The organism is Paenibacillus tianjinensis, from assembly GCF_017086365.1.
Taxonomy (GTDB): domain Bacteria; phylum Bacillota; class Bacilli; order Paenibacillales; family Paenibacillaceae; genus Paenibacillus_AQ; species Paenibacillus_AQ tianjinensis.
Window position 1 is genome coordinate 2,477,434 of the sequence record NZ_CP070969.1, and the last position, 13,955, is coordinate 2,491,388.

General features: G+C 52.7%; 12 protein-coding genes. 10 read left to right on the top strand and 2 right to left on the bottom strand.

Annotated elements, in window-relative coordinates; translation table 11 throughout:
* Positions 1-16: 16 nt before the first annotated feature.
* Together ftsW and JRJ22_RS10895 are read right to left on the bottom strand one after the other, a co-directional pair.
* The gene (ftsW, locus tag JRJ22_RS10890; RefSeq protein ID WP_206105084.1) at positions 17-1,252 is read right to left on the bottom strand and encodes a putative lipid II flippase FtsW; all 1,236 of its coding nucleotides are present in this window, start codon (positions 1,250-1,252) and stop codon (positions 17-19) included.
* A gap of 5 nt (positions 1,253-1,257) precedes the next feature.
* On the bottom strand, positions 1,258-1,605 hold the full coding sequence (locus JRJ22_RS10895; RefSeq protein ID WP_206104468.1) for a YugN family protein: 348 nt from the start codon (positions 1,603-1,605) through the stop codon (positions 1,258-1,260).
* 215 nt (positions 1,606-1,820) lie between these two features.
* Here JRJ22_RS10895 and JRJ22_RS10900 point away from each other — a divergent pair, with 215 nt between their 5' ends.
* The 10 genes from JRJ22_RS10900 (at position 1,821) to JRJ22_RS10945 (ending at position 13,853) form a co-directional block, all read left to right on the top strand.
* Entirely contained in the window at positions 1,821-3,014 is a 1,194-nt protein-coding gene (locus tag JRJ22_RS10900) for a M20 family metallopeptidase (protein WP_232381105.1), read from the top strand.
* 80 nt (positions 3,015-3,094) lie between these two features.
* Positions 3,095-3,526, top strand: a complete 432-nt coding sequence (locus JRJ22_RS10905) for a CBS domain-containing protein (protein WP_206104469.1) — start codon at positions 3,095-3,097, stop codon at positions 3,524-3,526.
* Positions 3,527-3,647: 121 nt separating this feature from the next.
* A complete protein-coding gene (locus JRJ22_RS10910; protein ID WP_206104470.1) occupies positions 3,648-5,345 on the top strand; it encodes a DNA repair helicase XPB in 1,698 nt (565 codons plus the stop codon).
* A complete protein-coding gene (locus tag JRJ22_RS10915) occupies positions 5,342-7,258 on the top strand; it encodes a helicase-associated domain-containing protein (protein WP_206104471.1) in 1,917 nt (638 codons plus the stop codon). Before JRJ22_RS10910 ends, JRJ22_RS10915 begins: the two co-directional genes overlap by 4 nt.
* Before the next feature lie 73 nt (positions 7,259-7,331).
* A complete protein-coding gene (locus tag JRJ22_RS10920; RefSeq protein WP_206104472.1) occupies positions 7,332-7,769 on the top strand; it encodes a YlbF/YmcA family competence regulator in 438 nt (145 codons plus the stop codon).
* Positions 7,770-7,810: 41 nt separating this feature from the next.
* Positions 7,811-8,074, top strand: coding sequence for a YlbG family protein (locus tag JRJ22_RS10925; protein ID WP_054940223.1), 264 nt, complete (start codon positions 7,811-7,813; stop codon positions 8,072-8,074).
* Between the two features lie 373 nt (positions 8,075-8,447).
* The gene (locus tag JRJ22_RS10930; RefSeq protein ID WP_206104473.1) at positions 8,448-9,890 is read left to right on the top strand and encodes an ethanolamine ammonia-lyase reactivating factor EutA; all 1,443 of its coding nucleotides are present in this window, start codon (positions 8,448-8,450) and stop codon (positions 9,888-9,890) included.
* Between the two features lie 18 nt (positions 9,891-9,908).
* Complete coding sequence (locus tag JRJ22_RS10935) at positions 9,909-11,264, top strand: ethanolamine ammonia-lyase subunit EutB (RefSeq protein WP_206104474.1); 1,356 nt, start codon at positions 9,909-9,911, stop codon at positions 11,262-11,264.
* A 77-nt stretch (positions 11,265-11,341) separates the two neighbouring features.
* A complete protein-coding gene (gene eutC, locus JRJ22_RS10940; RefSeq protein WP_206104475.1) occupies positions 11,342-12,052 on the top strand; it encodes an ethanolamine ammonia-lyase subunit EutC in 711 nt (236 codons plus the stop codon).
* A gap of 235 nt (positions 12,053-12,287) precedes the next feature.
* A complete protein-coding gene (locus JRJ22_RS10945) occupies positions 12,288-13,853 on the top strand; it encodes an amino acid permease (RefSeq protein ID WP_206104476.1) in 1,566 nt (521 codons plus the stop codon).
* Positions 13,854-13,955 lie beyond the last annotated feature (102 nt).

Consider the following 13,955-nt stretch of genomic DNA (forward strand, 5'->3'; position numbering starts at 1 on the left):
GGTAGTATATGTAGGCTTAGCGTGCCCGTACTTGTCTGACTGTGGTCACTGATTTGGTTACTTCTTCTTTGGCCGGCCGGTTAGTCTCGCGGGAAATGCTCAGCATGATACCCATACAGAACATAGTGATCACGAGTGATGAGCCGCCGTAACTGATAAATGGCAGCGTGACCCCTGTAAGCGGAATAGTTTTGGTAACACCGCCGATATTAACGAAAGCCTGGATCGCTATCAGGCCCATGACCCCAATTCCGACTAGGGTACCGAAAGGATCGGTACACCTTAGGGCAATCAGAATGCCCCTCCAGATAAAATACAGATACACCAGCAGGAAAATCGTTGTTCCGATAAATCCAAGCTCTTCACCGATCACGGCAAAGATAAAGTCTGTATAGGGATAGGGCAGGTAGTGCAGCTTCTGAATGCTCTGTCCGAAGCCGGCGCCGCTCGTTCCGCCTTCACCAAGCGCCATTAGGGACTGAATGATATTGTAACCACCATCTTCGGCATCCTGAAACGGATCCAGAAAAGCTTCGATACGGTCCTTTTTATAATTCTGGTCGGCTGCAACGGTTTGGGTATGCGGTGACAAAGATTCAATAGCAGTCTTGGCTCCCATGACGATCCCGACACCTAGTACGAGCAGCGCAATGGAAGCGAGAATATGCTTCATGCTGGCCCCTCCGGCATAAATGACCAGACCGCTTGTTGCTACAAGGATTAAGCAGGATCCTAAATCCGGCTGCATCATTATTAACCCTGCAACGATCCCTACGATAACCATTACCGGAATGTAGCCAGTGCGCAAGTCTCTCAGCCGCTCGCCTTTTTTGGTAATCAGTGCCGCAAGATACAGAATAATGGAGATCTTGGCCAGCTCGGTGGGCTGAATACCAAAGCCTCCGATATTAAACCAGCTCTTGGCGCCATTTGTACGCTCTGCAAAGGCAACGAGAAACAGCAGCAGAAGCGTTAGAAGAAACATCGGAGCATACCATTTCTTGAATTTGCTGTAATGGACATTCATTACGAAGAACATCACAACCGTGCCAACGACTACCCATTGCATCTGGTTCTTAAAAAAGTATAATGGATCATTGCCGAATTTTTCACTTGCCAGAGTCAGGTTGGAGCTGGAACTGAACACCATGACGAGTCCGAACCCGACAAGCAGCAGGGTGAGAATAAGTAACTGGAAATCGGGCGTTCCTCTTTTGGGCGGGCTGACTTTTTTACTCGTCTTTCCCTTCATTGTACTCAAGCTTCAAGCAGCTCTTTCAGCTCGAGAATCCGCTGCGCGGCAGTATCCAGTATAGGTTGTGGAACCGGAGAATCATACTCCAGGCCGTGGGGAAAGGTAGCCTTGCCCAAGTAAACGGCTTCAATGGCGAGTATGCTATCGGGTTTTTCCAGCTTGCCTTCGACAGCACGTGTATTCACCCGCAGGAAGTATTCTCCGCCATTCTGATGGTCTTCAATCTTACAGTCGTAAGTGGCGCGGTAATATTCCCATTGCCAGCGGATGAATCCGGCTTTGGCCGCGCTCTCGTCAAGATAAAGAAGGTCGCTTTTTAATCCAACGAGGCCAGTGTTCTCAAATATCATAGCGAACATATCCCCCTTATGAAGTATAATGATTATTTTGTAACCGTAATTATTAATGTTCTACCTCATGATAGTATGTTTCCGGGGGATGCGCAAGGTAGGCGGGGCCTATCGATACACAGTTTTTTGCGTTTCTGCTACAATATAAGAAATATAGTTCTTTGCGGCAGGAGACCTGCGCAAACGCTGCGTTTGCAGGTCTGCCGGAGCGGGCTATGGAAGAAGGGAATGGAAGCGATATGGAGAATACGCTATTAGAACAGCTGCTTCCGGATATGGTCGCTTGGCGACGCCATCTGCACATGCATCCGGAGCTGTCTTATCAGGAGAAAGAGACATCAGCTTATGTAGCCGCCCGATTGGATGAATTCGGTATTGAAGTCATACGGAGCAGTGCCGGCTTCGGTCTGACCGGGATTCTTAAGGGGGACAAGCCGGGAAAGACGGTAGTCCTGCGCGCCGATATGGATGCACTGAATATTACTGAAGAGAGCGGAAGCGAATATGCTTCGCAGAACCATGGGGTTATGCATGCCTGTGGGCATGACGGACATACAGCGATGCTGCTTGCAGCAGCTTCCTATTACAGCACCCGGCGTGCGGAGCTCCGGGGGGAGCTGCGCTTCCTGTTCCAGCCTGCTGAGGAAATCTGCCCTGGCGGAGCAAAGGACATGATTGCCGAAGGGGTGCTTGAGGGGGCAGATGCAGTTTATGGCCTGCACCTGTGGACACCGCTGCCGCTCGGTACGATCGGCAGTGCGCCGGGACCGCTGATGGCTTCGGCGGATGAGTTTTTTATTGATATCACCGGTAAAGGCGGACATGGCGGCATCCCTCACCGCACGGTAGACAGTATAGTAGCTGCAGCGGCGCTTGTAACCCAGCTGCAGACGATCGTCAGCCGCAATGTTGATCCGCTGAAGCCTGCCGTTCTGAGTGTGGGAACGATCCAGGGCGGATCTGCACAGAATATTATTGCCGAACGGTGCCGGATTACAGGTACGGTCCGGGCTTTTGATGAGGAGACCCGTTATTTGATCCGCCGAAGAATCGAAGAAATGGCGGTTTCTGTAGCTGCGGTATACGGGGCAGAAGCGAACGTGGATTATATGATGGGGTACCCGCCGCTCGTCAATGACGAAGCAGAGTTCAACAGATTTTTCCGTGTTGCTCCAGAAGCTCTTGGAGACTCCATAAATGTGATCCGGATGGAGAAGATTATGCCGGCTGAAGATTTTGCCTATTATGTCAAGGAGATTCCTGGCTGCTTTATTTTTGTGGGGGCCGGCAATCCGGACAAAAATGCGGTATATCCGCATCATCACAGCAAATTCGATTTCGATGAGGATGCAATGCTGCATGGTGTGAAGCTGCTGGTAGCACTGGCTGAATCCTGTCTTCATGAGTAATTCGTATTCTTGACGCATAAAGAGCATCGTTCGGGGAGAACCTACTTCCGTAGATTACTGAGCAGACAGGAGGTTCTTTTTTGAAAACAGTCCAGGAAGTAATGACAACACAGCCTGCAGTAGTGACGCTGCAAGACAATATTTATGAGGTTGCCGTCAAAATGAGAGATTTTGATACGGGATTCATTCCTGTAGTTGATTCAGAGACGGGTAGAAAGCTCATTGGTGTGATAACGGACCGTGACCTGGTGCTTAGAGGATATGCAAACAAGCACTCAGGCTCTACCTCCGTTGAGACGGTCATGAGTAAACCGGTGACCTCGATTGCAGAGAGTGCATCTGTAGATGAAGCGGCTGAAATTATGGCCTCCGGACAGATCCGCCGCCTGCCGGTAACACGTGATAACAAACTGATCGGTATCGTATCGCTTGGCGATCTGGCCGTGAAGCGTATCTTCGCAGATGAAGCGGGAGAAGCGCTGAGCGAAATTTCGCAACAACAGCTGCATTGAATAAGCAAACAGGGAAGCTCATGTCCGCATTCGTGCGGAGGTGGGCTTTTTCCTGCTTTATTCTGACTGGAAATCATACAGATCTGACAGCTTGTAATGTTAAAAGACAGGAGGGGACCCTATGACTGGGACAGGGTCATGCATTATCCGCAAAGACAAAACAATCCTGCTGGAATGCGGCCATCCGGAATTTGAAGCGGCGAGAACGGCACTTGCTGATTACGCCGAGCTTGTGAAAAGTCTTCCTGCCTACCACACCTACCGGATCACACCTCTGTCGTTATGGAACGCAGCATCCGGCGGAAGGACAGCTGAAGAGATTATTGCCAGCCTCCAGGGATTGTCCCGATGGGGGACACCGGCCGGGCTGGAGGAAGAAATCCGCAGGCTTATTTCCCGGTATGGAAGATTGGAGCTACATGCCCATGTGACGGACAACCGGCTCATGATTCTTCGCACAGATTTGCCTGCTTTGCTAGATGAGCTGGGAGAATTTCTGGTGCTTAGCGGGCTCCAGTTGAACAGATCCGGGCTCATGGAATGTGAATGTCCTGCGGTGAATCGGGGACTGCTGAAGCAGGAACTGACCAGACTCGGATATCCTGTAATCGACATGGCAGGCTACCGGGAAGGCCAGAGACTGAACCTTGCCTGGAAGGAAAAAGAATTCCATGAAGGTGCTTCTAAAGCAGAGGTCTTCGGGCTTCGGGATTACCAGTGGGAAGCAGTCCGCCTATTTCATGGCAGTGGCGGCAGCGGTGTTGTTGTCCTGCCCTGCGGGGCAGGCAAGACGGTGGTCGGACTTGCCGTGCTGGAGAAGCTGCAATGCGAAACGCTGATCCTCACTTCGAGTACAACATCTGTGGGACAATGGCGGGAAGAACTGCTGCAGCGGACGAATCTGGAGGAAGAGGAAATCGGGGAATATACCGGTGAACGCAGGGAAGTGCGGCCTGTCACACTAGCTACTTATCAGATGCTGACACACCGGAGCTCTAAGGGCGGTCCGTTTGTTCATATGAACCTGTTCAAGGAGCGTAACTGGGGGCTGATCATCTATGATGAGGTGCATTTGCTCCCGGCTCCGGTGTTCCGGGCTACCGCTGACATCCAGGCGACACGCCGCCTGGGGCTGACTGCAACTCTCGTCAGGGAAGATGGCCGTGAGGGAGATGTCTTCTCCCTGATTGGCCCCCGATGCTACGATCTTCCGTGGAAGTCGCTGGAGCAGCAGGGATGGATTGCGGCTGTGGAATGTGTAGAGGTCATTGTGCCGATGGAGCCTGCCCTAAGGAGCCGTTATATTTATGCCGGAGGGAAAGAGCAGTTCAGGCTTGCTGCAGGGAATCCGGCTAAGGCTGAAGAGGCGGAGAAGATTATAGCCGCGCATTCCGGAGCGGCAGTGCTCGTTATCGGCCAATACCTGGATCAGTTAGAGGCTGTAGCGGACTTCCTGGATGCCCCTTTGATAACCGGTAAAACGCCGCAGCGGGAACGTAATAAGCTGTATGCGGCATTTAATGAGGGGAGCCTCAAGGTTCTGGTGGTGTCTAAGGTTGCTAATTTTGCCGTGAATCTGCCGGATGCCTCGGTGGCAATAGAGGTTTCGGGCGCTTACGGCTCGCGGCAGGAAGAGGCTCAGCGGCTGGGCAGAATCCTGCGCCCTAAACCGGGTGAGAACAAGGCGTATTTCTACACACTTGTAACCGGTGACAGCCGGGAACAGGAATTTGCTATGCGGCGCAGGCTGTTTCTGACCGAGCAGGGGTATGAATATGCCATTAGAGCGGGAGACCAGCAGAAGGAGGCGGTACTATGATGACCCCGAGTCCGCCGGCACAGGAAGTCCTGAAGCGGATCTGTGCGGCCTATGCCGCCCGGCCCTTTGCGGCGGAGAAGCTGGAGCGGCATAGGCCTGAGGCGCTGTGCCGCGCCGAACTGCAGCTGGCCATGATGGAGCTGCGCCAGGCAGGGCTGGTTGAGCTGCGGCAGAAAATCTGGGGGGAGCAGTTCTATCAAATCCCCCCACAAGAGTTGGCAGCTATTCAATGGTGCTGCTTCCCTTATACGCCCAAGCCGTTATCTGCAGAAGCGGTAACGGTGGAGTGTCCGGCGGATGCAGGCCTGGCCGGGCAGCTGTTCCAGGCGCTGGTCTTCACAGCACAGCAAGGGCTTCCTCTGACTGCTAAGGGGAGCATCCACAAAAAACAAGCCAGCCGTTTGGCTGCACTGCTGCCGGTACAGGATAAGCATCTGCGCGGGCTGTTTCCTCCAGCTGCTGATAGTGAAACGTGTCCGCTCGCGGTTACAGTAATGGTAGATCTGATGCTGGTTCTGGGCTTGATAGAACGCCGAGAATCAGCTTATTTTCCTGACATGGAGAAGCTTGAGAGCTGGCTTGGGCTCAGTGAGCCGCAAATGACAAGTGTTTTGTATAACGTGATACTAAACCGTTATGGAATAGACGGGCCTGCACCACAGCATTTCAGATATGTTATCTCTTCCCCGGCTTTCGCTAAGGGCAATTGGTATCCCTTGGGTGATGTTCTGGAATGGATGTCCCAGGTTCGGCTTACGGCTGAGCAGCCATTAGAAGCTCTCCAATCGGCATGTCTGGCTTGGCTGGGTATGCTGGCCGGATTTGGCTGGTGTGAGCTGGGGTATACAGAAGGTGGGGCATGCTGCTTCCGCTGGACAGAGCATAAACCGCTGCTGGTTACGGGTAAGATGTTGGATTCTGACCCTAAAAATCTGTCCAGCATCTTCGGGGAAAGTGAAGGGCAACCAGTAAGCGGCGATGAAGGCCAGTTTATTGTCCAGCCGGATTTCGAGGTGCTGGTTCCTCCTGACGTGGATTACCGTCTCCGCTGGGGGCTTGCTTGCTGTTCAGAGCTGCTCTACGTAGATGAGCTATGGAGCTTCAAGCTAAGCCGGATGAAGCTGGAGGAGGCTGCTGAACGGGGGCAGACGCCAGAAGCGGTCATCGGCTGGCTGGCTTCCCATGCCAGAGGAGGATTGCCGGCCCAGGTAGAAATGTCTTTGAGGCAATGGGCCAGAAGCATCGGCCGGACGGCCTGGTCCGAAGTGATTCTGCTGGCTTGCCGGAGCGAAGCGGACGCTGCTGACATCGCCGCCCATCCCCGGCTGCAGGGTAGCCTATCGCGGGTGGGACCGCTTCATTTCATCGTACAGCATGACAGCACTGAGCTGGTCCGCAAAGAACTGTCGGCCGCCGGACTGGCCCCGCCGAGAATCATCGGCGGTCGTGAAAGGGAGGTCCCACCGCAAAAGATGGTTTACTTTATGGACAATAAAGTTCCGGTAACTGGCATTTATACGCTTCCTGTACAGGAAGCGCAAACGGGCTTACTGGGTGGAGGGGCCGTTCTGCAGCCTCTTCCGCTTCCATCATCAGATACGGAGAGGCTTATCCTGCCCGGTGAAGACACAGTACCGCAAATGTGGCTCCGGGAATGGCGGGAGTATCATATTACTACAGCTCAAAAGGTGATGGAACAGGCTCTGGTATGGGGAATCAAGGTCCGTTTGTCTTTGGAGGGACAAATCTGCGATTTTATCCCCGAGCAGCTCCGGGGTAATCCCTGGAGGGTGACCGGAGGCCTGCTGCCTGCCGGCACAGAAGAGCGTGAAGATGCGGAGCTGGCTGCCGGGGACTGGAAAGAGATGAAGCTGCTGATTCCGCAGAAGCGGAGAAATTCCTCTTCTGCTTAAGCAACTGGTTATGGTATGATAAGGTAGTCTACGATTTCCTGTAGAACATTAACACAGAAAAGAGTTGAAGTTCATGAGCGTAGCGGAATTAAATACGGTCGATATGGCCGAAGTGCTGACATACGCCTATGAATTAGGCGATATGATTAACCAATCCGCCGAAGTGTCGGATTATTTATACTGGAAAGGGCGGGTTGACGCCAATCCCGAAATCCAGGCCATAGTCAAACGGCTTCAGAATAAGAAAGAGCTGTTTGAAGAGACACAGCGGTTTGGACATTTTCATCCGAACTATCATTCGGCCAAGGATGAAGTGACGGCTGTAGAGAAGGAGCTTGAGCAGTTCGAGGAGGTTGTCCGCTTCAAGCAGGCGGAGGCGACGCTGGATGATATTCTACATTCCATGTCTGAAGCAATCGCGTTCTCGGTATCGGACAGCATCAAGGTTCCAAGCAATGACCCGTCGCCGAAGGGCGGATGCGGCAGCGGAGGCAAATGCTCTTGCGGATAAGCTGCCTCTAAGAGGGAGAGAAGGAAAGGGCGGATGAGCTTATGTTTGCGGAACGGACAGGATATATTGTTTGGGTTAGTGATGTCAAAGCGGCACGCAACCTGGAGAAATACGGGACACTGCATTATGTATCCCGGAAAATGCATTACGCCGTAATGTATGTGAATGCGGAACGCGCCGAGGAAGTCATGAAGACCGTCCGCAGACTCTCATATGTGCGTAAGATTGAAAGATCATACCGAAATGAATTGAAGACGGAATACACCAGCAACGGACCGGACAAGACCCGTTACTATGGATTGTAGGATGTGCTGATAGATCATTCAGATGCAGGCGCCCACTGGTGCCTGTTTTTTTTGTTTCATGTGTGAATAATGTGTTAGGTTTGGTGTTGGAAGTCCGTGAAAGAGTATACGTTATATTGATTATGTGACTATTGAGTAATTATAGATAACACATACTCCGAATATAATAAAATAAAAATGAATTCCATGTAATTTAAATTGACATTTGTATAACCCTGTCATACTATGATCGAAGATAGCAGACAATCCAATATGATTTAAGCACAGACGCTTCTTAGGCATGCATCGAGAAAAAAATGCAGGGCTTTCGGCGTCTTTTTTCTTTTTTTGAACTTCTCAGGAGGGGGCGGTAAGTACGGATACAGTCTGCTCGATGATAAGTGTCGGGATTGATATTGGAACCAGCACAACAAAATGCATTTTCAGCAGGCTGGAAATTGAACGTTGTTATGGAGCCTCAGTGCTTCCGCAGTTCAAGATTACCGGGCGGAAGGTGATATATGAAAGCCCCATGTACAGCACGCCCCTCCTCAGTGACGTGGATATCGACCACCTTGCACTCCATGCCATCCTGGCTGGGGAGTATGAGAGAGCCGGATTACAGCCGGAAGATGTGGATACCGGGGCCGTAATTATTACAGGTGAGACTGCTGTGAAGCATAATGCGGATCAGATTGTACACTATCTGGCCCGATTTGCCGGTAAATTTGTCGTGGCTCAGGCTGGGGGCGATTTGGAGGCTGTGCTGGCAGGTAAAGGATCGGGGGCGGAGGCACGTTCACTGGAGATTGCAGGCCAGGTCGTAAACATCGATATCGGAGGCGGAACAGCGAACTGCGCATTTTTTGCCGGCGGAAGCTGCGCGCGTACTATCAATTTTCATGTTGGCGGACGTTTGATCAGACTAGACTCACAGGGAAAGGTGCTAAAACTGTTCCCGGTCATTGCGGAGTGGATGAGTAGGGAGGGCTACGGGCTGGAGGAAGGGGATCTTGCAGACTTGGAGCAGCTTAGGGAGATTACCGGCAAATGGAGTGACATGCTGCTGGATACTATCTTGAATCCGCGTGATCCCAAAGTTTGTCCTCTTGTTTATGGCCAGCCTGAAGAAATAACGGGCACAGCAGAACCTGTGTCTGAGCTGTGGGTCTCTGGGGGCGTGGGTCTGCTGCTGGAGCATCCCGGTACACGCAGCCTGGCGGAAGCCGTACGATTTGGCGACATTGGCCCGCTGCTGGCTGAATCCCTGGTCAAGGCCGCGGCGAACTACTCCATTAAGCTGAGAACCACACCGGAGGCGCAGCGGGCGACCGTAATCGGCGCTGGAGTCCATACAACGTCACTTAGCGGCTCGACTGTATTTGTAGACAGCGGACTGTTGCCGCTGCGGAATATTCCGGTGGTAAAGTTGAGCCTGCCGGAACAAGCGGAGGGAGACCTGGCCGGGCTGGCTGCTGCAGTGGAGAATGCATTTGCGGAAGGGAAACGGAGATTTGGCACAGGTGTTCCCGCAGATTTGCACTTTGCTGTATCTATTCCGGGTTGCATACCCGAAACCTACCCGGTAATCCGCCGGATTGCTTCCGCCGCGGCAGAGGCTTCTCTCCGGAATGGAATGAAGGTGATCATTCTGATCTGTGAGAACGATATAGCCAAGGCAGTCGGGAATGTGATCCACTTGCTTACCCGTGGAGAACAGCGGTGCATTTGTCTTGATCAGATTGCTGTCAGACACGGTGACTATATTGACATCGGCTATCCTCTGGACGGGGACTGTATTCCGGTGGCAGTAAAAACCCTTGTTTTTCAGCCGTGAATAAAGGAGTTGAAAGGCATGAAACTAACGGTCTCCCTGCTGGGTGAAAGCTACCGGTTCCATGATTTAAAGGAGCTGTTTGCCAAGGCGAATGAAGAGAAGTCCGGGGATCAGCTGGCCGGCATCGCTGCGGATCATGCGAAAGAACGGATGGCAGCCAAGCTGCTGCTGGCTGATTTGACCTTGGCCGATATCCGCAACCACCCGCTGCTACCACCAGAGGAGGACGAAGTATCCCGGGTGATCGAAGAGGGGGTGGATGAGGCGGTGTATGAGCAAATCCGCCACTGGAAGGTGGGGGATCTGCGGGAACAGCTGCTATCACAGGAGGATGCACAGGTACAGGCAATCGGTAGAGGCCTTAACAGCGAAATGGCTGCAGCGGTTGCCAAAATTATGTCCAATCTGGATCTGATCCAGGCCTCCGCCAAATGTGAGGTGCTTACCCGATGCAACACTGTCCTCGGACAGAAAGGCAGGCTGGGCAGCCGGGCCCAGCCCAATCACCCTACCGATGATCCGCAGGGAGTCAAAGCCTCAATCTATGATGCGTTAAGCTACGGGGTGGGAGACGCGGTGATCGGCATTAATCCGGTCATGGATACAACAGACAATATAGTGCGCCTTTTTCATGAAACGATGGAGGTTATCACAAGATGGAACATCCCCACGCAGAACAGCGTTTTGGCCCATGTGACTACCCAAATGAGGGCAATCCGTAAAGGCGCTCCCGCGGATCTGATCTTTCAGAGTCTGGCCGGCACCGAGAGCGGTAATGCTTCCTTCGGCATCAGTCTGCGGCTGCTGGAGGAAGCGGATCAGCTGATCCGCGAGTCAGGGACGGCGAAAGGCGAGAACCGCTGGTATTTCGAAACGGGCCAAGGCTCTGAGCTATCCTCCGGAGGGCATCACGGCATGGACCAGGTCACACTGGAATCCCGCTGCTACGGTCTCGCCAAACGCTTTAAACCGTTTTTGGTCAATACAGTGGTCGGGTTCATCGGTCCGGAGTATCTCTATGACAGCAAGCAGGTGATCCGCGCCGGCCTGGAAGATCATTTCATGGGGAAAATTCAGGGGATTCCGATGGGCGTTGATGTCTGCTATACAAACCACATGAAGGCTGACCAGAATGATATGGACAATCTGTCCGTACTGCTGGCGGCCGCCGGGGTTAACTTTTTCATCGGTGTACCGATGGCTGATGATTGTATGCTCAATTATCAGTCCACCAGCTTTCACGATATTGCCACCTTGAGAGAGCTGCTGCGCCTCCAGCCGGGAGCTGAGTTTGCCGCATGGGCGGAAGGCATGGGAATTCTGCAGAACGGACGGCTGACCAGGCGGGCTGGGGACCCGGGGATATTTGTGTAACGTGAGGATTAAGCGGTGTATGGAATGAGAGTTAACGGTAATGCTGAAGCACCTGAAACTTTAAGGAGGGAGATCCTATGGTTAACAGTGAGGTGGACATCGTTGAGTGGTTAAAGCAAACAACACCCGCCAGAATCGGGACTGGCCGGGCAGGAACCCGGCCCACTACAGCCGAGCAGCTGAAGCTGCGCTGTGACCATGCGGCGGCAGTGGACTCGGTTTACGGTAAGGTCAGCCAGGGGCTGCTGGAGGAACTGGGGTTATTTTCCGTGGAGTCGGGTGCTCTGGATAAGGAGCTGTATCTGCGGCGTCCTGATCTGGGCAGATTTCTGCCTGAGAGCAGTCTCCAGACCCTGAAGCAACGCTGTATACAACAGCCGCAAGTGCAGATTGTAGTATCGGACGGACTCAGCGCAAATGCGATTGAGAGCAATCTGCGGGACATCTACCCGGCGCTGCTGGATTCGCTGGAGGTGCTCCAATTGTCCGCAGGCACACCGTTTTTTGTGCTTAACGGCCGGGTAGGCTGCATGAATGCCATCGGCGATATCCTGCATCCGGAAGTAATAGGGCTTCTGATCGGGGAGCGTCCGGGATTGATCACCTCTCATTCAATGAGTGCGTATCTCTGCTACCGGCCCGGCTATGGAATGACTGATTCCGAGCGGATCGTCGTTTCGAATATCCACCAGGGAGGTACCCCTCCTGTTGAAGCTGGAGCTTATCTGGGCGGGCTGATCGCCAAAATATTGGAGCAGCAAACGAGCGGTATCGGCCTTCATCTGTAGCCGCTTAGAATTCCCCGCAGACACTATGCATCTGACCAAAAACGTAGGTTTTGCCAGGGAGGTGAGGAAAATGGTTCTGGGTATCCTGTGCGTTCTGCTGCCTTGTCTGGTCATAATTGGCATTACACTGGCAGCAAACAAAAATATCCGTGAATTTGATGAGTCCACTCATGAAAGCTTTTTGGGGTAGATGCCTCGCAGCATCCATTATGTGAACCGGGAGAGGAAGATGGACATGAATCAGATGAAAGATGAGCAACTGCTGCAGGACAAAAAGGATTTAAATAAATTCGGCTATGCCCAGGAGCTGCTGCGCAGTATGGGCGGCTTCTCCAACTTTGCGATCTCCTTTTCCATTATCTCTATACTCACCGGCGCTGTCTCCCTTTACGGCCATGGCCTGACTTACGGCGGTCCGGGGATGATGGGCTACGGTTGGCCGCTGGTAGCGCTGTTCGTGCTGCTGATAGCGGCTGCGCTGGCTGAACTGGCTTCTGCGATTCCTACGGCCGGGGCACTGTATCACTGGGCTTCGGTGCTGGCGAACAAACGGTGGGGGTGGTACACAGCCTGGATCAATCTGATCGGCCAGATCGGGATTGTTGCCGGCATTGATTATTCCGCTGCGTTGTTCGCTGATCCGCTGCTGTCGGATGTCTTCGGCTATACCTCGACGGATACCACGATTCTAATCACGTTTATTGTTATCCTGCTCACCCATGGCATCTGCAATCATGTCGGTATCCGCATGGTCGCAAGATTGAATGATTTCTCTGCCTGGTACCATATTGTGATTGCCGCAGGACTGGTCGTAACACTGGCGCTTTTCACTAAATCCGACCTCCAGCCGGTCAGTTATTTATTCAAAGTTGGAGAGACGTTCTCCGACAAGCCGTATGCCTTTGCCTTTCTGATCGGGCTGCTGCAGGCACAGTGGACCTTTACCGGCTATGATGCGTCCGCCCATACCATTGAAGAGACGGTGAATCCGCGGATCCGCGCGCCTTGGGGAATTTTCACCTCGGTAGCCTATTCGTTTGTTTTCGGATTTATTATGCTGGCCTTTGTGACTTTGTCGATTCAGGATGCTGGCGCGGCTACGGCGGCAGACAATGCTTTTATATATGTCATTAGCGAGGCGCTCGGCGGCACTTTCGGCAAAATCATCCTGTGGCTCATTACCCTGGCAATGTGGTTTTGCGGGCTGTCCTCTATTACCTCCTTCTCCAGAATGATGTACGCCTTCTCGCGGGACAAAGGGATGCCGCTAAGCAGACACTGGGCGGAAATCTCCAAGAAATACCGTACACCGGCCAAAGCGATCTGGCTGTCGGTTGCCCTCTCTTTTCTGCTGGCCTTTATTGATTATATGATTAAAATCATCAATCCGGAGGCTACCTACGGAACGTTAGTATTTCTCACGGCTGTAAGCGTGGTCGGGCTATATGTGGCATACGGCATTCCGATCTTCCTGAAGCTGCTGGCCCAGCGCAAAGGCTTGTTTCAGCCCAAACATCTGGGACCATGGAATTTAGGGAAATACAGTACTATTGTGGCTGTGCTGTCCCTGGTGTGGATCGTGTTCATCAGTGTCATTATGATGATTCCGCCTAATCAAAACGCCGCCTATGCAATGTTGGGCATGATGCTGATCCTGGTAATGATGGATTTCACGTATTACCGCAAACATTTCGAAGGACCGCAGGCTGCACTTCGGACCTCCATGGCGGACCTTGAGCGAAGAGAACAGGAATTGGAGCTGAGCTCCGGCCAGGGAACGGGCTCTGCCACCACGCTATAGTGAAACTACATACCTTCCGGCTAAGTTTTCCTCTGCCTGCTGCTGCGGGTGGAGGATTTTTGTGTCTAATTGTCGAGATTTGGCAGAGTACTTTATCGCAGC

Bases quoted from the DNA above. Each gene is read 5' to 3' on its own strand.
- ftsW (WP_206105084.1), bottom strand. From the start codon at position 1,252: ATGAAGGGAAAGACGAGTAAAAAAGTCAGCCCGCCCAAAAGAGGAACG.
- JRJ22_RS10895 (WP_206104468.1), bottom strand. From the start codon at position 1,605: ATGATATTTGAGAACACTGGCCTCGTTGGATTAAAAAGCGACCTTCTT.
- JRJ22_RS10900 (WP_232381105.1), top strand. From the start codon at position 1,821: ATGGAAGAAGGGAATGGAAGCGATATGGAGAATACGCTATTAGAACAG.
- JRJ22_RS10910 (WP_206104470.1), top strand. From the start codon at position 3,648: ATGACTGGGACAGGGTCATGCATTATCCGCAAAGACAAAACAATCCTG.
- JRJ22_RS10915 (WP_206104471.1), top strand. From the start codon at position 5,342: ATGATGACCCCGAGTCCGCCGGCACAGGAAGTCCTGAAGCGGATCTGT.
- JRJ22_RS10920 (WP_206104472.1), top strand. From the start codon at position 7,332: ATGAGCGTAGCGGAATTAAATACGGTCGATATGGCCGAAGTGCTGACA.
- JRJ22_RS10925 (WP_054940223.1), top strand. From the start codon at position 7,811: ATGTTTGCGGAACGGACAGGATATATTGTTTGGGTTAGTGATGTCAAA.
- JRJ22_RS10930 (WP_206104473.1), top strand. From the start codon at position 8,448: ATGATAAGTGTCGGGATTGATATTGGAACCAGCACAACAAAATGCATT.
- JRJ22_RS10935 (WP_206104474.1), top strand. From the start codon at position 9,909: ATGAAACTAACGGTCTCCCTGCTGGGTGAAAGCTACCGGTTCCATGAT.
- eutC (WP_206104475.1), top strand. From the start codon at position 11,342: ATGGTTAACAGTGAGGTGGACATCGTTGAGTGGTTAAAGCAAACAACA.
- JRJ22_RS10945 (WP_206104476.1), top strand. From the start codon at position 12,288: ATGAATCAGATGAAAGATGAGCAACTGCTGCAGGACAAAAAGGATTTA.